16 protein-coding genes are annotated in these 18,770 nt (G+C 59.6%); 2 read left to right on the top strand and 14 right to left on the bottom strand.

Annotation, left to right across the window (positions count from 1 at the left end; genetic code table 11):
* Positions 1-249 precede the first annotated feature (249 nt).
* The 14 genes from FJ248_05380 to FJ248_05315 form a co-directional block, all read right to left on the bottom strand.
* A complete protein-coding gene (locus tag FJ248_05380) occupies positions 250-1,728 on the bottom strand; it encodes an NADH-quinone oxidoreductase subunit N (GenBank protein ID MBM4120317.1) in 1,479 nt (492 codons plus the stop codon).
* 1 nt (position 1,729) lies between these two features.
* Complete coding sequence (locus FJ248_05375) at positions 1,730-3,352, bottom strand: NADH-quinone oxidoreductase subunit M (GenBank protein ID MBM4120316.1); 1,623 nt, start codon at positions 3,350-3,352, stop codon at positions 1,730-1,732.
* 131 nt (positions 3,353-3,483) lie between these two features.
* Positions 3,484-5,418: an NADH-quinone oxidoreductase subunit L gene (nuoL, locus tag FJ248_05370; protein MBM4120315.1), complete on the bottom strand. Its 1,935-nt coding sequence runs from the start codon at positions 5,416-5,418 to the stop codon at positions 3,484-3,486.
* A 111-nt stretch (positions 5,419-5,529) separates the two neighbouring features.
* Positions 5,530-5,832, bottom strand: coding sequence for an NADH-quinone oxidoreductase subunit NuoK (gene nuoK, locus FJ248_05365; GenBank protein ID MBM4120314.1), 303 nt, complete (start codon positions 5,830-5,832; stop codon positions 5,530-5,532).
* 82 nt (positions 5,833-5,914) lie between these two features.
* Positions 5,915-6,523, bottom strand: coding sequence for an NADH-quinone oxidoreductase subunit J (locus FJ248_05360; GenBank protein MBM4120313.1), 609 nt, complete (start codon positions 6,521-6,523; stop codon positions 5,915-5,917).
* A complete protein-coding gene (gene nuoI, locus FJ248_05355) occupies positions 6,432-6,974 on the bottom strand; it encodes an NADH-quinone oxidoreductase subunit NuoI (protein MBM4120312.1) in 543 nt (180 codons plus the stop codon). The genes FJ248_05360 and nuoI overlap by 92 nt, the downstream gene beginning before the upstream one ends.
* A gap of 47 nt (positions 6,975-7,021) precedes the next feature.
* Positions 7,022-8,074 (bottom strand): NADH-quinone oxidoreductase subunit NuoH, encoded by a 1,053-nt coding sequence (gene nuoH / locus FJ248_05350; protein MBM4120311.1) that lies wholly within the window; start codon positions 8,072-8,074, stop codon positions 7,022-7,024.
* A 45-nt stretch (positions 8,075-8,119) separates the two neighbouring features.
* Positions 8,120-10,786 (bottom strand): NADH-quinone oxidoreductase subunit NuoG, encoded by a 2,667-nt coding sequence (nuoG, locus tag FJ248_05345; GenBank protein ID MBM4120310.1) that lies wholly within the window; start codon positions 10,784-10,786, stop codon positions 8,120-8,122.
* Positions 10,787-10,794: 8 nt separating this feature from the next.
* Positions 10,795-12,102, bottom strand: coding sequence for an NADH-quinone oxidoreductase subunit NuoF (gene nuoF / locus FJ248_05340; protein MBM4120309.1), 1,308 nt, complete (start codon positions 12,100-12,102; stop codon positions 10,795-10,797).
* 90 nt (positions 12,103-12,192) lie between these two features.
* Entirely contained in the window at positions 12,193-12,723 is a 531-nt protein-coding gene (gene nuoE / locus FJ248_05335; GenBank protein MBM4120308.1) for an NADH-quinone oxidoreductase subunit NuoE, read from the bottom strand.
* Between the two features lie 95 nt (positions 12,724-12,818).
* Entirely contained in the window at positions 12,819-14,570 is a 1,752-nt protein-coding gene (gene nuoD / locus FJ248_05330; protein MBM4120307.1) for an NADH dehydrogenase (quinone) subunit D, read from the bottom strand.
* 74 nt (positions 14,571-14,644) lie between these two features.
* Positions 14,645-15,124 carry an NADH-quinone oxidoreductase subunit B gene (locus FJ248_05325; protein MBM4120306.1) on the bottom strand — a complete coding sequence of 160 codons (480 nt, stop codon included), beginning with the start codon at positions 15,122-15,124 and terminating at the stop codon, positions 14,645-14,647.
* A gap of 88 nt (positions 15,125-15,212) precedes the next feature.
* Complete coding sequence (locus tag FJ248_05320; GenBank protein ID MBM4120305.1) at positions 15,213-15,584, bottom strand: NADH-quinone oxidoreductase subunit A; 372 nt, start codon at positions 15,582-15,584, stop codon at positions 15,213-15,215.
* A gap of 17 nt (positions 15,585-15,601) precedes the next feature.
* Positions 15,602-16,903 carry a class I SAM-dependent methyltransferase gene (locus FJ248_05315; protein ID MBM4120304.1) on the bottom strand — a complete coding sequence of 434 codons (1,302 nt, stop codon included), beginning with the start codon at positions 16,901-16,903 and terminating at the stop codon, positions 15,602-15,604.
* Positions 16,904-17,050: 147 nt separating this feature from the next.
* On the opposite strand from FJ248_05315, the gene FJ248_05310 reads away from it, so the two are divergent.
* Together FJ248_05310 and FJ248_05305 are read left to right on the top strand one after the other, a co-directional pair.
* Complete coding sequence (locus tag FJ248_05310) at positions 17,051-17,722, top strand: winged helix-turn-helix transcriptional regulator (protein MBM4120303.1); 672 nt, start codon at positions 17,051-17,053, stop codon at positions 17,720-17,722.
* 157 nt (positions 17,723-17,879) lie between these two features.
* On the top strand, positions 17,880-18,551 hold the full coding sequence (locus tag FJ248_05305) for an FKBP-type peptidyl-prolyl cis-trans isomerase (protein ID MBM4120302.1): 672 nt from the start codon (positions 17,880-17,882) through the stop codon (positions 18,549-18,551).
* Positions 18,552-18,770: the final 219 nt, after the last annotated feature.

Below are 18,770 nucleotides of genomic sequence, written 5' to 3'. Positions count from 1 at the left end.
CTTAAAAGTGAACGGTCAGACCGGGCCGTCCTCAGAAAACCCAGTACGCAGCACTGATTTCTGGTTGCGTTCTTGTTGCGGCCGGTGGACCACATCAGCGCTGTAGAGAAAGAGCGAGGGCGAGTAGTAGACCTAGAGGAGGCACATGACGACAGAGTGCCTGAAAACTTTCATGGTCGATGGGCAATGGCGTATGGTCAATGCTAGCCACGGTTCATTGCCCATCACCCGACCACCATATGCTCCGGCTTACCGCATTCCCAGGACGGCCTGCATGACAAGGGCAACGAGGGGATTGGGGAAGAGGCCAAAGATTACGACGCCGGCCAGGGCACAAGCCAGTGCGACTGTTAGAGCCGGCGAGGTCACGAGCGCCAGCTGCCCACCGGCCGTCTCCGGCTCGCGCATGTACATGACCATCACGACGCGCAGGTAGTAGTAGGCCGAAATGGCGGCGAAGAGCACGCCAATGACGGCCAGCCAGACGAGATCAGCCCGAACGGCTGCCGTAAAGAGATAGAATTTTCCAATGAAGCCGGCAGTCGGGGGAATGCCAGCTAGCGAGGCCATGAAAGCCAGCATCAGGAAAGCCGCCACTGGCTGCCGCTTGGCCAGGCCCGCGTAATCTTCGATCTCGTTGTTCTCGACGCCATTCTTACGCACCATGGCGATCACCGCAAAGGCGCCGAGCGTCATAAAGGCATAGACGACCAGATAAAGCATGACACTGGAGAGCCCGAAGGCCTGGGCCTCGCGATCGGCCGGTACGTAGCCAGCGACCACGACGCCGATCAGCGCGTAGCCAGCATTAGCGATACTCGAGTAGGCGAGCATGCGCTTGATGTTGGTCTGCACGATGGCCACGAGGTTGCCCAGGAGCAGTGTGGCAAAGCAGAGCAGCAGGAACAGGAAGGACCAGTTGGCCTTCAGGCCGCCAAGGCCGTCTACGAATACACGCAGGAACGCCGCGAAGCTCGCGGCCTTCGACGCTACGGCCATGAAGGCCGTCACCGACGTGGGCGAGCCCTCATAGACGTCCGGCGTCCACATGTGGAACGGGACGGCAGCGATCTTGAAGCCGAAACCGACGGCCAAGAGTGTCATAGCCAGGGCCAGCATCGGATCGTCCAGCCCGCGGGTCGTGATGGCCATGGCAATCGTGGAGAGGTGTGTGCTTCCGGACGCGCCGTAAAGCAGTGAGATGCCGTAGAGCAGCATGCCCGACGAGAAGGCGCCGAGGACAAAGTATTTGGCCGAGGCCTCCAGCGACCGTGCTTCGAAGCGCTTGAATCCAGCTAAGATGTAGAGCGAGAGTGACATCAGCTCCATGCCAAGATAAATAGTCAAAAGGTCCGCCGCGGAGACCATGACCATCATGCCGGCCAGTGACAATAAGATAAAGCCGTAGTATTCACCAAGGTTCAGCCGTTCGGCCTTTAAATAAGCCAGCGACAGGAGAATGGTGAATCCGCTCACGCCATAGAGCAGCAGCTTCCAGAATCCTGAGAAGGGATCGAGGATCACCAGATCACTGAAGGCGGATACCGACGTGCCCATACGCGATATTGTGAAGTGCGCGCAGGCTGCGAGCGCGGCCACGCTGAACCAGGCCAGCCAGTCTTTTCGTGAGGGCGGGGTGATCGGATCGAGCGCCAGGACAAGGCAGGCCGCACCGATCACGATCAGCTCGGGCAGGATAGCAATCAGATCGGCGAGCGGCATTGTCAGTTCACCTGACAAACGGCAGTATGGTGGTGTAATCACGCATGTGGACGTTGGCGGACTTTAGCTCAGCCGTAGGGGGCCCCGGCGCGGGCATGACGGTCGGCATGCCCGGCGTGTCCTGCCCCATCTCGAAGTCTCCCAGGTCCACGCGTTCGATCAATCCGTTCACGCTCGCGTGCATGTTGACCAGCAACGGATTCGGATAGAGCCCGATCCAGAAAACCAGCACGACCAGCGGCACCATCGTCACCATCTCGCGCAGGTTGAGGTCGTGCAGCTGCGAAACATGAGCAGGGTTGGGCACGCCGAAGGCCACGCGCTGCAGCATCCACAAGAGATAGGCTGCTGCCAGGATAATGCCCAGCGAGGCGATGGTCGCAATCCATTTGCTCCAGAAAAAGGTGCCAGCCAGCACAAGGAATTCACCGACGAAACTGTTCGTGCCGGGCAATCCGAGCGACGACAGGCTGAAAATGACGAGAACGGTCACGTAGCGCGGCATCAGGCCTGCAAGGCCCACGTTGTCGGTGATTTGCCTGCTGTGCGTGCGCTCGTAGATCGCACCGACGCACAGGAACAGGGCGCCGGTTGTGATGCCGTGGTTGACCATTTGCATGATCGCGCCTTCGATGCCTTGCGCGTTCAACATGAAGATGCCAAGCGTCACAAAGCCCATGTGGCTCACGCTGGAATAGGCGATGAGTTTCTTCAGATCGGCCTGCGCGAGCGCCATGTAGGCCCCATAAATGATTGCGATCAGCGACAGCACCACCATGACCGGCGTGAAGGTGACGGTGGCGTCAGGGAGCATCGGCAGCGTGAAACGCAGAAACCCGTACCCGCCCATCTTGAGCAGCACGCTTGCGAGAATCACGCTGCCCGCGGTCGGCGCCTCCACGTGAGCGTCGGGGAGCCAGGTGTGCAGCGGCCACATTGGCACTTTCACGGCGAAGGCGGCCCAAAAGGCCCAAAACAGCCAGTTCTGCAACTTTGACGTGTACTCGACGCGGCTCAACAGAAGGATGTCGAACGTCTGGCCACCCTTGAAGTAGAGCATGATGATGGCGACGAGCAGCAGCACGCTACCGACCAATGTATACATGAAGAACTTGATCGCCGCGTAGAGCCTGTTCGGTCCCCCCCAAACCCCGATTAGCAGGTACATCGGGATCAGCATCGCCTCCCAGAAAATGTAGAAGAGCACAAAGTCCAGCGCAACGAAGACGCCAAGCATGGCGGTCTCCATAATCAGGAGCACGGCCATAAATTCCTTAACGCGGGTGTCGATCGCCTTCCAGGAGCAGAGGATGCAGAAGGGTGACAGCACCGTTGTCAGGAGGACGAGCGGCAGGCTGATGCCGTCCACGCCGACGCTGTAGTTAATCGCCGGCGACGCAATCCAGTTCGCGTGCTCCACGAACTGCATGCGGGGCGTGAAGGAGTCGAAGAGCGACCAGAGCGGGAGCGAAACGATGAGATCGGCCAGTGAGACGCCTAGCGCAATCCAGCGGATCGTCTGATGCGCTGCCTTGTTGACAAACAGCAGCAGCAGGACGCCCACGAGCGGTAGGAAGACGATCGTCGTCAGCCAGGGGAATCCGCCGGTCTGGAGCATCGCGTCGCTCATGTCGCTTCGCTCCAGACCAGGGGCCATAGGCCAGGGGCTGTAGGCGATAGACTATTGGCAGGACGGACATACCGACCCATCGCCCATCGCCCATCGCCTATTGCCAAGACTCTCTTGCCCATTGCCTGTTTCTATAAGAGAAGATAGAGGGTCAAAATCAGTACGGCACCCAGCGTCATACCAAGCGCATAGTGTTGCGTCTGTCCGCTCTGGAACAGCCGCATCACCCAGCCCCACCAGGCAATGGCGCGCGCCACGCCGTTGACCGCGCCGTCGATGACCGCCACGTCCACGTGCCGCCACAGCCGGTCGGCCAGCGTAAAGGTCGGCTGCACGAAGGTCCGGTCGTAGACTTCATCTACGAACCATTTGTTAAGTGAGAGCCGGTAGAGCGTCTGCCACTGGGCAGCCAGACGATCGGGCAGGCCTGGCGATTTTACGTAAACAAAATATGCCGCGGCGAAGCCAGTCAGGCTCATCAGCGTGGCCACCACCATAATAATAATGCCGGCCTGGCCCTGGTGCCCTTCACCGTGAGCAATTGGGCCGGGGATCGCCGGCGACAGGAACTCGAAGATGCCGAAATAGCCGGAGACAATGGACAGCACCGATAAGATCAGCAGTGGAACGGTGATCGTCTTTGACGGCTCGTGGATTTCATGCGAACCGCCGTGTCCGTGCTCATGTCCCTGCCCGTGGTCAAGCGCTTCACCCCGATAGGTTCCCCAGAAAGTTACGAAGACTAGCCGGAAACTGTAAAAGGCCGTCATCATCGCGGTCAGCAGCCCGAAGACCGTCAGGATCTGTCCCAGCGGACCGGACGCCCAGGCCGACACCAGCAATTCGTCCTTGCTGAAGAAGCCAGAGGTCAGCGGGAAGCCGGCCAGCGCCAGCGAGCCGATCACAAAGGTCCAGTAGGTCACGGGGAGCTTGTCTTTTAAGCCGCCCATGCGGCGTATGTCCTGCTCGTGATGCAGCGCGATGATCACCGAGCCGCAGCCAAGGAACAGCAGGGCCTTGAAGGCCCCATGCGTGAGCAGGTGGTAGATGCCAGCCGCGTAGGCGCCGAGCCCGCAGGCCATCGTCATGTAGCCGAGCTGGCTGACGGTCGAATAGGCTACCACGCGTTTGATGTCGGTCTGCGTCAGCGCGATCGTTGCGCCCAGCAGCATGGTCGCGGCGCCCACAAGGGCAACTACGTCCATGGCCACAGGGGAGAGATTATAGAGAGGAGAGAGCCGTGCGACCATGAAAACGCCAGCGGTCACCATCGTAGCGGCATGGATCAGGGCCGAGATCGGTGTGGGACCTTCCATCGCGTCCGGCAGCCAGACGTGTAGTGGCACCTGGGCCGACTTACCGACCGCACCCGTGAAGAGCAACAGGCATATCAGAGTCAGTGTGGACACTTCCCAGACGCCGCCGAAGGGGCGCAGGAGATTTATCGTCTCGCCAGCAAGATCGGCCGCCAGCGCGAAGACGTGCCGGTATTCCAGTGAGCCGAAGGAGGACCAGACAAGCAGCAGGCCGAGCATAAAGCCGAAATCGCCTACGCGGTTGACGATGAAGGCTTTGGTCGCTGCAGCGCAGGCCGAGGGGCGTTCGTACCAGTGGCTGATCAGAAGATAGGAACAAAGGCCGACCGCCTCCCAGAAGACGAACAGTTGAAGGAAATTGTCCGCCAGCACCAGCATGAGCATCGAGAAGGTGAAGAGCGCGATGTAACTAAAGAACCGTGCGTAGCCCTTTTCGCCGTGCATGTAGCCAATTGTGTAGATATGCACGAGCGAGCTGACCACTGTAACGAGGATCAGCATGCAAGCGGTCAGGGGATCAATTGTGATGCCGAGGCCGATACGTAGGTCACCAGAGGTCAGCCACGTGTAGAGCGGCACGGATATGGGGTGGCCGTTCGCAACCTGCACAAAGGCTAGGACGGACAGAATAAAGGAGACGATTACGGCTGGTACCGCGACAAGGTGCGCCTTGTGCGTAATCCAGTGACCGAAGAGGCCGAGGATCAGAAAAGCTGTGAACGGGAGCAAGGGAATGAGAATGTAATCCATAGGGTCAACTATGAACTATGGATGAGCTATGGTAAACGCAAGACTTGGCATCTCTTTGTTTCGCATCTTCCTCAGTTCATCAATCATCGGTGAACCTTCATAAGTACAAGATCACCATTTCATCAGCTGGAAATCGTCCACGTTGATGCTGGCCTTACTGCGATAGAGCGCGATGATGATGGCTAGGCCCACCGCCACCTCCGCGGCTGCCACAGTTAGTGCGAAGAAGACGAAAACCTGTCCCGACACGTTCTGGAAATAATTCGAAAAGGCGACGAAATTAATGTTCGTGGCATTCAACATCAATTCCACTGACAGCAGAATGATGATGATATTCCGACGGATTAGCACACCCACCACGCCCGTGATGAACACGATCGCGCTCAGGATCAGGTAGTAGGAAATGGGAATCATGTCTAAATCCTCGGATCTCGTCGCGCGTATCGCATGTTTTGCCGAAAAGGCGTCTCGTGTTTTGCGAGAGATACTTCTTGCTTCATGGCGCGCGCCTTGTGAGGAGGTCCCGCTTGGCCAGGATGATCGCACCGATCATGGCGACCAGCAAAATCAACGACGCGACTTCAAATGGGAAGACATAGGTCGAGTACAGTAAATCACCGATAGCCTCCGTGTTGCCTTCGACTGCCGTGGTCAAGTCGGGTGCTGGGGGCGCGCCAGTGTCCTTCCGCTGCGCGAGGAGCAGCACGGCCTCGGTCAATAGCGTCACGCCCAATAATGCGCCGACGGGCAACTGCCCGTGGTAGCGATCTTCACGGTGGAGATTCAGCAACATGACGACGAAGAGATAAAGCACCAGGATCGCACCGGCGTAGACGATGATCTGGACGGCGGCTACGAATTCCGCGTGGAGCATGACGTAGAGGCCAGCCACATGGAAGAACATGATCAGCAGCGACAGGGCGCTGTAGACAGGGTTTTTCAGCGCCACCACTAGGATGGAGGTCAGCACGATGATGCAGGCGAAGTAAAAAAAGAAGAGCTGGGCCACGCGGTCAGCTCTCCTTTTGGGGGATCTGTTTGAACGCGACGTTGAAGAAGGCGACGTTCGAATGCTGGAACTCCAGCCGCTTCTCGCGCATCGGATAGGAGCGGTCGCCGATGGCCAGGAGCTGCTGCTTATTCAGCAATAAGTTTCGCTTATCGTAGACAGCCCACTCGTATTCGCGCGTCATGCCTAGTGCGTCTACCGGGCAGGCATCCACGCACATGCCGCAGAACAGGCAGCGGGTCATGTCCATGTAATATTCCTTCGCGTAGCGCTTGGTCGGCTCGCCTGGCACCTCGCCGCTCACGACGCGGATGACGCGCGACGGGCAGGCGGCCTCGCAGAGGTCGCAGCCGACGCACTTCTCGGTACCGTCGTCGTAGCGCAGAAGCGCCAGCATGCCGCGATAACTGTCCGGTAGCACGCGCTTCTCGTGCGGGTACTGAATCGTGATGGGTTTGTAGTGCAGCAGATGGCGCATCGTGGCAGCCATGCCTACGAGAATCTCGTAGAAGACGATGGTTTTGAACCACGCTTTAAGTGTCCGCATCTCCTGGTCTTTCCTTTCGCCTCGAACTCCGGGCCTCGCGTCTTAAACTACCCCCGGGGGAACAGGTAGGCTGCAATGGATGTGACCAGAATGTTGCCCAGTGCGATCGGAAGCATCACCTTCCAGCCGAACCGCATGAGCTGGTCGTACCGCAGTCGCGGCAGCGTCGCGCGCAGCCAGAAAAACAGGAATAGAAAAAAATAAACCTTGGCCGCAAACCAGACGACGTTTTCGACCCAGGCGAACTGCTCGAAGCCCAACCGCGCCAGCGCGGTACCCGGATAGGGCGCGTTCCAGCCGCCCAGAAACAGCGCCGCGGCGATGCAGGAGACCATGATCATATTGGCGTACTCCGCAATGAAGAAGAACGCAAACCGCATCCCGCTGTACTCAGTGAAGAAGCCCGCCACCAGTTCGCTCTCTGCCTCTGGCAGGTCGAAGGGCACGCGGTTGGTTTCGGCCACCGCCGAGATCACGTAGACCACGAAGGCCAGCAGTTGCGGAAAGGGCGGCGCGAAGATGTACCAGTTCCAGAACCAGCCGGCCTGCGCCTGCGTGATCTTCACGAGGCTCAGCGAGCCGGCCAGCAGCAGCACGCCCACGATCGCTAGGCCGACGTTCAACTCGTAGCTGATGACTTGCGCGGCCGACCGCAGCCCGCCCAGCAGCGAGTATTTGCTGTTCGAGGCCCAGCCGCCCAGGATGATGCCGTAGGCGCCGATGGAGGTGAAGGCCAGGATGTAGAGAATACCGATGTTGATGTCGCTGATGATGAAGGGGTTGAACGTCTGGCCGAACAGCTCTATTGTCGTATCAGGACCGAAGGGGATGACGGCAAAGCCAATCAGGGCCGGCACCAGCGCCAGGATCGGCGCGAGGCTGAAGAGAAACTTGTTCGCGCCGGCGGGCACGATGTCTTCCTTAAAGAACAGCTTCAATCCGTCGGCGATCGGCTGCAGCACGCCGTAGGGTCCCACCTCCATCGGCCCCATCCGGTCCTGCATCCAGCCGAGGACCTTGCGCTCAGCCAGCGTGAGGACCATCACGGTCAGCATGATGACGCCCATCACGACAGCGATCTGCGCCAGCGAAAATGCCATCTTCAACGCCAGTTCAGCCACGACATCCTCCTGAAAGAAAAACTCCTACGCTTTGGCAATCCTCACGCGCACCGTTTTGCAATAGGGCACGCCGGTCTGTGGATCGACCGCCATGCCCGTGAGGTGGCGCAGTTCCTGGTCAAAATGTTCGGGAAACACCGCCATGCCCTCGGGGACGCGGTCCTGCGTTTTGACCGTAGTCGTCATCTCGCCCTGCTGGTTCGACAGGCGCACGCGCCCGCCATCGGCCAGCCCCATCCTAGCCGCATCCGTTGAATTCAACGCCAGCGAGCCAGTGGATTGAATCTGCAGCAAACCTTTCGAGCGAGTCGAGAACTTGCCCGAGTGGAAGAGGCTTTGTTGCGAGACGAGCGTGAACTCTCCGGCCGGCCAGTCTGTTTTGGACAGCGCATAGCGCGCCGACAGATCGGCGCGGAAGCCCTCGGTCAAATATTTCGTCACCGTCGCGTCATCCGGCTTCGGCGGTGTGGGGCCGGCCCCGAGCAGGCCGTGGCCGGGGATCAGGCTGCGGATCTCGTTTGTGATCTCCTTCGCGTCGCCGTATTCAAGCGGAGCTCCCATCAGGACGGACAGGGCGGAGAGGATTTCCCAGTCGGGGCGGCTCTCGCCTAGCGGCTCGATCGCGCGCCGCACTGGCTGCACGTGGCCCTCGGAATTGGTAAATGTACCATCCTTCTCAGCGTAGGAGCAGGCGGGCAGGACGACATGCGCGAGCGCCGCCGTCTCAGTCAGGAATAGTTCCTGGCAAACAAGGAGGTCGAGTTTCTCCATCGCTTCTTTCGATTTCGCGGCGGGGGGCAACGAGCCGGCCGGATTCTCGCCGACGACGAACATCGCTTTGACCGTACTAGCGCGGGCCTCGTCGAGAATTTCCAGCAGCGTGCGGGCTGGCGCGTTCGCCGGCTCTTCCTTCCAAAGCTGCGCGAGGCGCTGGCGCGCGGCTGGATCGCCCAACTCAGCCGGGCCGGGCAGGTACTCCGCCGTTGCGCCCATCTCGATCGCACCCTGGTCGTTGTTTTCCTCAGCCAGCGGAGCCACGCCGCAGCCGGCGAGACCGTGATGGCCGCTCAACAATAGGAGGTCGAGCAGCGTAGTCATGAGGCCCGCGCCTCCGGGCTGCCGCAGGACGCCGGGACCGACGAGGATAACGGCGCGGCTGGTTTTCTGGAACGCGCGAGCCGCGTCTTTCACTGCGGCAACCGGCGAGCCGATCTCCCGTTCGATCGCCGGCCAGGTGAGCGTCTTCACCGCGTCGCCGATGGCTTTCACAAAAGCCGGGGCGCGCTGCACGAGCGGCTTGGCAACAAGATTCTCTTCAATCAGCGCCTTGATCAGGCCAAGTGCTACGGCATGGAACCGGTCGGGATGCGTGCCGAAGTGGTGTGCCGAAAGATTGGCGATGTTACTGATCGTGCCGATAGCCGGTTGCAGCGCTTCAATGGTGATCAGCGTCGCGAGGTTCTTCTTTACCGCTTCCTTGACCTTGAGTCCGGTGATCGGGTTGGCCTCAGTGACGTTCGTGCCGACAAGGAGGAGCGCCTCGGCCTTCGCGATGTCCTCGAAGGTGACGGTCCACCGGTGCGTACCCTGCACGTGGCGCAGTGCGCGGACGCCATTGACGTGGCCGTAGCGGGCGCTGCTGTCGAGCTTGTTGGTGCCGATGGCGAGCCGCATGAACTTCTGGAATACATACAGCTCTTCGTTTGTGCAGCGGGAGGCAATGAGGCCGGCAAAAGCCTGCCCACCGTGCGCCATCTTGATCCGCATGGCGTTCTCGGCTACGTACTCAAGCGCTTCTTCCCAGGTCGTTTCGACCAGCTTGCCGTCTCGGCGGATCAGGGGATGTTTGAGCCGGTCGGCGTGCGTGCTGACGTGATAGCCGAAGAAACCGCGCGCACAGAGGTCGCCATTGTTACGGCCTACGCCCTGCGCGGACATGACTTCAATGAGATCGTTGCCCTTCGTTTGCAGCGTAATAGAGCAGCCGTCGCCGCAGTAGGCGCAGGTCGTTTCGGCGCGCTTGAGCATCCAGGGCCGGAACTCGTACATGGACAGCCGGCTCGTGATCGCGCCGACTGGGCAGATCTGTACGCAGCCGCCGCAGAACTCGCAGTCCAACGGATGATCGGCGAACGACTTGATCTCGGTCATCGTGCCGCGGTTGATCGGGGCGAGCGCATTCACGTCCATCACCTGGTCGCAGTAGCGTACGCAGCGCTGGCACTGCACGCAGCGGTTCATCTGTTTTTCGATCAGCGGGCTAAAATATTCCTTCTGGTAGACGCGCTTGACTTCGATGAAGCGGCTTGTCGTCGGCGTGTACTGGTGCGAGTAGTCCTGAAGATCGCAGCGGCCTCCCTGATCGCAAACGGGGCAGTCCAGCGGGTGGTTGGCCAGGATGAACTCCAAGACGGATTTGTGTGCCTCGTTGACGACGGTCGTGGCCGTGCGGATGACCATGCCCTCAGCTACCGGCGTGCTGCAGGCGGTCTGGAGCTTTGGCACCTTCTCGACCTCGACGAGGCACATGCGACAGTTGGCGACCGGCGCCAGTTTCGGATGATAGCAGAAATGCGGGACCATCACGCCGACCTGGCGCGCGGCCTCGATGACGAGTGTCCCCTTTGGGACCGTGACGGTCTGCCCGTCGATCGTTAGCCGGACTGTCTCTGCGGCTGTCGTCGGAGTCATGGGTATCTTCAGTGCCTCGCTTCTGCTATTGGGAGTTCCTTCTCCCGGTGCGCCTCGGCCTCGCGGATCAGTTCCTCGTACTCGTGCCGCCAGTGTTGAAGGGTGCTCATGATCGGTGACACCTCGGCATCGCCGAAGGCGCAGATCGTCCGCCCGGCGATGTTCTGGCACAACTGTGTTAGGGTTTCAAGGTCCTCCATCCGGCCTCGTTTGGCCAGGATCCGGCGGAGCGTTTGCGTGAGCCAGGAGCTGCCTTCGCGGCAGGGGCTGCACTTGCCGCAGGACTCGTGATAGAAAAACTCCGTTAGGCGTAGCGCGGCCCAGACCATGCTTGTGCCCTCCTCCATGACCGTCACGCCGCCAGAGCCAAGCATCGATCCGGCCGCTGCGACGGATTCGAAGTCCAGCTTCACATCCAGGTGCTGGGGCGTCAGGAACGGTGCGGAGGCCCCGCCGGGGATCAACGCCTTGAGCGGTTTGTCGGAGCGCATCCCGCCCGCGTGTTCATAAACCAGTTCGCGCAGCGTCACGCCCATCGGCAGTTCGTAGTTGCCCGGCCGCTTGACATGGCCGCTGACGCAGAAAATGCGCGTGCCGGTGCTCTTGGGCGGCGAGCCGATAGACGCAAACCAGTCGGGGCCGCGGTTGATGATGTGCGGCAGGTTGGCCAACGTCTCGACATTATTGATCACCGTCGGTTTGCCGTACAGCCCGGAGGTGGCCGGGAAGGGCGGCTTGACCCGCGGCAGGCCGCGCTTGCCCTCAAGCGATTCCAGCAGGGCTGTCTCCTCACCGCAGATATAGGCGCCGGCCCCCCGATGCACGTGGATCTGGATGTTCACGCCGGAACCGAGAAGGTTTTTCCCCAGATAGCCGGCGGCACGCGCCTCAGCCACGGCCTTGTCGAGGATCTGCGAACCTAGGACGAACTCGCCGCGGATGTAGATATAGGCCGTCTCTGCGCCGATGGCGTAGCAGGCGATGATGATACCTTCCAGAACTTGATGGGGGTCCCGTTCCATCAACTGGCGGTCTTTGAAGGTGCCTGGCTCACTCTCGTCCGCGTTGCAGCAGAGGTACTTGGGGCCCTTGTAATCCTTGGGGAGGAAGTTCCACTTTACGCCGGTCGGGAAGCCCGCGCCGCCGCGCCCACGCAGGCCGGACTTCATAACCGTCTGCGTGACGTCACCAGGCGCAATCTTGCCCAGGACTTTCTTTAGCGCCTGGTAGCCACCGGCGTTCTCGTAATCCTTGAGCGAGCCCGCATAGCCGGGCTGCATCATGTTTTTTAAAAGAACAAGTTCGTACGTGGCCATCGCTTAATCTCGTGCAGCGTCGCTTGTGAAGCGCGGAGCGTTAGACAGTGTGGATTTCCTGCTTGCGAACAACGAGATATGCATACCGCTTCACGCGCCCCGCTTTTCGGGCGCTGGCCACAGAAAGGGCCCGGTTTTGAGCGGGCAGGCGCCGGTCGTTTTCAAATCCTGGAGGATCTGATCCACCTTCGTCTCCGTCAGCCGCTCGTAATAGTCGTCGTTGATCTGCATCATTGGCCCGGTGCCGCAGGCGCCGAGGCATTCCACTACACTCAGCGTGAACAGTTTGTCCGAAGTTGTCTGTCCCGGCTTGATGCCGAGTTTCGCATGCAACCAGCCGACTAGCGTGTCGGAGCCGACCAGGGCGCACATGAGCGATTTGCAGACCTGGATGTGAAACGTGCCCACCGGCTTAAGATTCAGCATCGTGTAAAACGTGATCGTCTCGTAGACCTGGGGTGGCGTCAATTTCAGAATCTGCGCGATCTCTTTCATTGCCGCTTCGGTCACGTAGCCCTGCTCGCGCTGCGCGAGATAAAGCAGGGGCAGCAGCGCTGATCGCCTCACCGGGTAGCGTGACAAAATGTCGGCTATTTCAGCTGTGTATTTGTCCTGCAACATAGCGCGTTCACAATCCAAATTTTAAACGTTCAATGACGAACTGTGAATTACCGACCATTTAAAATTTATCAGTCAAAACTGATAATTCCAAATTTTCATCTGTCACATTCCCCCATCACGATGTCGTAGGTGCCAAAGATCGTGATGATATCCGAAATCAAATAGCCCCGAGCCATGTGGTCGAAGGCGCCCATGTGCACGAAGGAAGGGGCGCGGATTTTCAGACGATAAGGCCGCGGGCTGCCGTCGCTGATGATGAAAAATCCCAGCTCACCCTTTGGCACCTCCGTCGCGCAGTAGGTTTCGCCCTTTGGGGGCTTGAAGCCCTGCGTGAAGATGATAAAGTGGTGGATAAGGCTTTCCATGTCCCGCATCACGTTGGCCTTGGGCGGCGGGATGATCTGGGGTGCGTCAGCGACGATCGGCCCCTGCGGCATCTGCGCGAGGCACTGTCGGATGATGCGCGCGCTCTGCCGCATCTCCTCCATACGGATCCAGTACCGGTCGTAGGTGTCGCCATTCTTGCCAACGGGCACCTCCCATTCCACCTTGTCGTAGGCCCCGTAGGGCTCCAGCTTGCGCACATCGTACTTGACGCCGGAGCCGCGCAGAGGCGGGCCGGTCAGACCGAAGTTGATCGCATCTTCGGCCGAGATCACGGCGACATTCTTCGTTCTGCCGATCCAGATGCGGTTGTTGGCGATCAGCGAATCGTACTCGCGGACATGCTCTTCAAACGTGTCGAGAAACGCATTTAATCGCTGGACCAGGTCGGGCGTGAAGTCGCTGTCCACGCCGCCAATGCGGAAATAGTTGAGTGTGAGCCGCGCCCCGCAGAGCTTCTCGAACATGTCGAGCAGGACTTCGCGCTCGCGGAAGGTCCAGAAGAAGACCGTCATCGCGCCGATGTCGAGCGCTTGCGTGCCGAGCCAGAAGAGATGCCCGATGATGCGCTGCATCTCCGCCACGACCGTGCGGATGTACTCGGCCCGCTCCGGTACCGTGAGTGCGAGCAGTTTCTCAACGGCACGGACGTAGGCGTAGTTGTTCGTCATCGAGCAGACGTAGTCGAGCCGGTCCGTGTGGGGGATGATCTGCATATAGGTCAGCCCCTCGGAGAGCTTTTCCACGCCGCGATGCAGATAGCCCAGATCGGGCGTCGCTTTTACAACCCGCTCGCCGTCCAGTTCGAGCACGACGCGTAGCACGCCGTGCGTGCTCGGATGCTGCGGGCCCATATTCAGCAGCAGTTCTTCTGTGCGATGGGTCGATGACACGCCGCGGTCAGCCAAATAGACTTTCTTCCTCTCCTCGGACACTTCCACCTGGGGAATCTCGCCCACCGGCTCGTCCATCTTGGGCAGGAAGGAGAAGCTACCGCGCCAGCCTTTCCCCTCAGCGGGAAAATCCTTCCGCAGCGGCCACCCCTCGTTGTAGTCCTCCGGCATGAGAATACGGCGTAGATCGGGATGCCTTAAAAATTGAATCCCCATCATATCGTAGGTTTCGCGCTCCATGAAATCGGCGCCCTTCCAGACGCTGACGACAGAGGCAATCGCCGGATGGTCCTCGGTCACGCGCGCTTTCACGCGCAGGCGTACGCCATAGGAGAGGGAAAGCAGATGGTAGATCACCTCAAAGCGTTCGGGGTCGTCGGGATAGTCGGCCGAGCAGACGTCCGTGATGTGGTCGAAGGCCAGGCGCGGTTCGTCGTGCAGGAACCGCGCAATGTCCAGCATGCGAGCGGCCGTCACACGTGCGGAGAGATCCCCGTGGTTCTTGTCCTGGTTGACGGACAGGACGGCGTCGGGGAACTGCGCCTTGAGTATGTCGAGGACCGGATGCATAAATTAGCTCTGAACGTTGAAGGCTAAAGTACAAACGACAGAGAATTCAGTTCATCGCTTAGCATTCTTACTTCTTACTTCACAAAGACCTTTTCCCGCTGAATCTTTTCCTGTAATTTGAGTAAACCATCTAGCAGTGCCTCAGGTCGGGGCGGGCAGCCCGGGACGTAGACGTCCACTGGCACGATTTGGTCCACGCCCTGGACGACGCTGTAGCTGTTGTAGTGATTGCCCGATGTGGCGCAGGATCCCATGGAGATCACGTAGCGCGGCTCCGGCATCTGGTCGTAGATGCGGCGGATCACCTCGGCCATCTTTCGCGTGACGGTACCGGCGACGATCATCAGGTCCGACTGCCGAGGCGAGGCCCTGAAGACGCCGGCCCCGAAGCGGTCGATGTCGTAGCGCGAAGAGACAGCCGCGATCATCTCGATCGCGCAGCAGGCCAGGCCGAAGGTCATTGGCCATAGGGCCGACTTCCGCGACCAGTTCACGAGCGCGTCGAGATTCGTCGTGATGATATTCGCCTCAAACTGCCGTTCCAGCATGCTCATTAATAACTCCCAGACAATACGCGGTGGGTCCTGACTAAGGGGCCGGAAGTCCGTTCCACCCTATAGTCCATCGCCCATGACCTCTGCTCTAATCCCATTCAAGCGCGCCCTTCTTCCAAGCATACCAGAACCCCACAAGCAGAATACCGATGAAGACCACCATCTCAACCAATCCCACCAGCCCGAGCTTGTGAAATTCCACAGCCCACGGATAGAGAAACACGAACTCGATGTCGAAGATCACGAACAGCATTGCGATGATGTAATAACGCATCGGGAACTGCACGCGCGCATCTTGAAAAAGCGGGCTGCCGCTCTCGTAGGTCTTGAGCTTGGCCTGGTAGGGGCGGCTTGGACGGACGACCCAGCCAGCCAGCAGCGATACCACGCCGAAAACCAGCGCGACCGCGATGAAAAACAGGATCGGGATATAATTTAAAGGAACCGACTCGTTACCCATAGGGATCTCGGCACTCGTTATTCGTCATTGGATTTGCCGGATTCTTTCTGCTTCCCACCTGACGGGGGACGGTTGACGTTCTGCCCTGCGCCCGCCAGCACAGAGCCGAAAAATGGTTTATGGCGAAGCCCATCCAGCGCCGGCGCCGTGATGCCCTTGTGCTGGATCAGAATCTTGAACGTGCGGCCCATCCCGTCTGGACGCAGCAGCCGGATGGCCGCGCGCAGTTCCGCGGAGTCCGGTGCAAGTGAGGCGAACAGGTCCTCTGCGCCGAGCCCCATCAGAAAACTCATCTGGTTCGTGAAGCCGGTCACGTGGAGGCCCGCCTCCTCGCCGGCTGCGGCCAGCGCGGTGAAATCCACATGCGCGGTGATGTCCTGCTGCCCCACACGGACATAAGGATTTTTCGAAGCCTGGTGCTTGGCGTAGCAGAGCAGAGTCCCCCGCGCGCGGTCGGGACCGTAAAGATCCTGGGCCGTGTGGCCATAATCGATCGTGATCGCCACGCCATGGCCAAGTGCCCGCGCCACATCGCGCATCCAGGCAAGGGCATTCAGATTGATCTCCGTCACATAGCCTTCCGGTAGCGCGACGTCCATCGCGGCCAGTTGATTCACGTAGTCGGACAGGGCGAGCGTGGAAAGAGGGCCTACCTGCTCGACGAAGCAGTCGTCGCGCCAGGCCACGTATAATTCCACAGGCGTCCCGTTTACGATCTTGATGCGATGCACTGGGAGGGCATCCACCAGTTCGTTCGAAAGAAAAACGCCTGTCACGCTGTTGGCCGACAGCGTGCGCAGATCATCCTGCCACGAGACGTGTCCGGAGGCCACCCATGGCGCCAGATGTTGGCGCTGGGCTTCCCGCATCGTGGGGCTGCGTTCGATCAGTATGCAGTGCAGACGAGCGAAGAGGTTGGGAAATTGCCGCTCGCAAGTCGCCAATAGATCGCGGGCTAACAATCCCTTGCCCGGACCCATCTCGACACTGGTAAAAGAAACAGGGTGGCCCATGCCTGTATCAATTTGGTCCACCTGGCGCGCGAGCGCCTGGCTGAAGATGGGATGGGCGTCTGGGGCAGTATAGTAATCGCCGGACCAGCCGATTAGATGTTCGGCATCGGAATTACTGGCAGTCAGTTGGTTGCCGTTCGCATCCCTCGTACGCATATAGTAGCCAGACGCCGGATGGTAGAGCGCTAGCTCCATAAAACGTGCAAAGGGGATCGGCCCCGCCGCGCGGATTTCATCCACGATGGACGATACCGTGTCGGGGGAACCAATCTGAGCAAAATCAGTCTGTTGCGTATGGGCCGCCATAGTGCTTTAGGCCTATAAAAAGAGAGCTACCTTATCCGCCGAAGTCCGAGCAAGTCAAGATTAAAGACCTTGCAACCGGAGTGGATTTACCAGCGATCTGGAATATTGTAGGGTAAAGTTTGTAGTCCTAAAAAGAAGGAGCCTGTCGTGGACAAGAGTGTACTTGAAAAAACGACCGACCCCCTGCCGCACCGGCTGGCTTCTGCATTGGGCAAAGTCAGCGTATCGCTCAAGCGCCGCCTCTGGCGCGACGCATTCTCACGGCGCATCAGCCCCTTGCAGGCACAGATTCTCAATTTTCTTCGCCAGCAGCCCTCGCACGGTGCGACGGTTTCCGCCATCACACAGATGCTTGGCGTCAGCATGCCAACCGCGTCAGACGTCATTGCCGTGCTCACCCGCCGGGGTCTGCTGCGCAAGTTTAGGACAGAGGAAGACAGACGGGTCTTTACGGTTATGCTCACCGTGCGCGGCCGGCGTCGGGCCGAGCAAGTCATGGGGTGGCCGGATTTTCTGCTCCGGGCCATCGAGCTGCTGCCCGACCAAGAACAGGAAACGCTGCTACGAACCCTTGTCAAGCTCACCAAGTCCATCCAGGACTGCGGCGAGACTCCGACGGCCAAGATGTGCGTTACCTGCACGCATTTCCGCCCCTATGTGAATCAGGGTGCGGAGCGACTGCATCACTGCGAGTTGATGAACGCGGATTTCGGCGACCGGTTGATCCGCGTGGACTGCATTGAGCATCTGCCTGCGCCACGCGACCAGCAGGAACACCAGTGGCAGATCTTTTTGCATCGTAAGTCGGTTTCGGACTGATCTCTCAACCGGCGTCACAAACCATTTAAGTATGGGTACTGCCGCGGGCTCTTTCCCCCAAGCACATTTCTATTGAAGCCGCCGGCACGACTGGCTTAGGGTAGCGCCCGTCGTGCAATGCCATTCGATATCACGTCCCTTACACGAAAGGATGTCCATGCGTATCATTGCTGCCGTGTTGTCCGTCGTCGTCTGCCTGGGAGCCTCCTCCCTGTTTGCCGCGGATCCCACCAACGACGAGCAGAAAACCCTCTATGCGCTCGGGCTCGCCATCAGTCAGTCGCTGGCGACCTTCAGTTTGAGCGAGGGTGAACTGGAGTTCGTCAAGGCGGGCATAACCGACGGCGTGCTAAACCGCAAGGCCAAGGTGGACGTTCAGGCCTTCGGACCGAAGGTCCAGCAGCTTCAGAAGGCCCGCGCCTCCATGCTGGCAGACAAGGAAAAGAAGGCCGGGGAGGTGTTCCTGGCCAAGGCGGCGTCCGAGAAGGGTTCGACGAAAACGGCGTCCGGCATCGTCATCACGGTACTGAAGGAAGGGAAGGGCGCCGCGCCGAAGGATTCAGACACCGTCAAAGTGCACTATCACGGCACATTGACCGACGGCACGGTATTCGACAGTTCCGTGCAGCGCGGCGAGCCGGCCACGTTCCCCTTGCAGCGGGTCATTCCCTGCTGGACCGAGGGCGTGCAGCAGATCAAGGTCGGCGGCAAGAGCCGGCTGGTCTGCCCCTCCAACCAGGCCTATGGCGACCGCGGGCAGCCGCCAACGATCAAGCCCGGCGCTACGCTAGTCTTCGAAGTCGAACTGCTCGAAATTGTGAAAAAATAGCCGACTACCGCACAACGAGGAAGGTGCCAGAAAGTGTCCCAATCATTCCTGGCACCTGTTCTTTTGCACGCAGTGTGGTTCGCGGGTTAACGAAATTGCGGGATCAGGATAACGGCAAGAATAGTCAGAGCGGCTACACGACCACGGTCATCTTGAGCCACGGCGGTACAAGCGTGGTTTGGGCTCCGGCTTTCCGGCAAGCAGTTCGCTGATCCGTTG

This window comes from Nitrospira sp. (assembly GCA_016873435.1).
GTDB lineage: Bacteria > Nitrospirota > Nitrospiria > Nitrospirales > Nitrospiraceae > VGXF01.
This window is presented reverse-complemented; position numbering and strand designations above follow the sequence as displayed.

What these genes read in the sequence shown, in the direction of transcription:
- FJ248_05315 (MBM4120304.1), bottom strand. Translation starts at nt 16,903, where the DNA reads ATGGCGGCCCATACGCAACAGACTGATTTTGCTCAGATTGGTTCCCCC.
- FJ248_05305 (MBM4120302.1), top strand. Translation starts at nt 17,880, where the DNA reads ATGCGTATCATTGCTGCCGTGTTGTCCGTCGTCGTCTGCCTGGGAGCC.
- nuoE (MBM4120308.1), bottom strand. Translation starts at nt 12,723, where the DNA reads ATGTTGCAGGACAAATACACAGCTGAAATAGCCGACATTTTGTCACGC.
- nuoL (MBM4120315.1), bottom strand. Translation starts at nt 5,418, where the DNA reads ATGGATTACATTCTCATTCCCTTGCTCCCGTTCACAGCTTTTCTGATC.
- FJ248_05375 (MBM4120316.1), bottom strand. Translation starts at nt 3,352, where the DNA reads ATGAGCGACGCGATGCTCCAGACCGGCGGATTCCCCTGGCTGACGACG.
- nuoH (MBM4120311.1), bottom strand. Translation starts at nt 8,074, where the DNA reads ATGGCATTTTCGCTGGCGCAGATCGCTGTCGTGATGGGCGTCATCATG.
- FJ248_05320 (MBM4120305.1), bottom strand. Translation starts at nt 15,584, where the DNA reads ATGGGTAACGAGTCGGTTCCTTTAAATTATATCCCGATCCTGTTTTTC.
- nuoI (MBM4120312.1), bottom strand. Translation starts at nt 6,974, where the DNA reads ATGCGGACACTTAAAGCGTGGTTCAAAACCATCGTCTTCTACGAGATT.
- nuoK (MBM4120314.1), bottom strand. Translation starts at nt 5,832, where the DNA reads ATGATTCCCATTTCCTACTACCTGATCCTGAGCGCGATCGTGTTCATC.
- nuoG (MBM4120310.1), bottom strand. Translation starts at nt 10,786, where the DNA reads ATGACTCCGACGACAGCCGCAGAGACAGTCCGGCTAACGATCGACGGG.
- nuoD (MBM4120307.1), bottom strand. Translation starts at nt 14,570, where the DNA reads ATGCATCCGGTCCTCGACATACTCAAGGCGCAGTTCCCCGACGCCGTC.
- nuoF (MBM4120309.1), bottom strand. Translation starts at nt 12,102, where the DNA reads ATGGCCACGTACGAACTTGTTCTTTTAAAAAACATGATGCAGCCCGGC.
- FJ248_05325 (MBM4120306.1), bottom strand. Translation starts at nt 15,124, where the DNA reads ATGAGCATGCTGGAACGGCAGTTTGAGGCGAATATCATCACGACGAAT.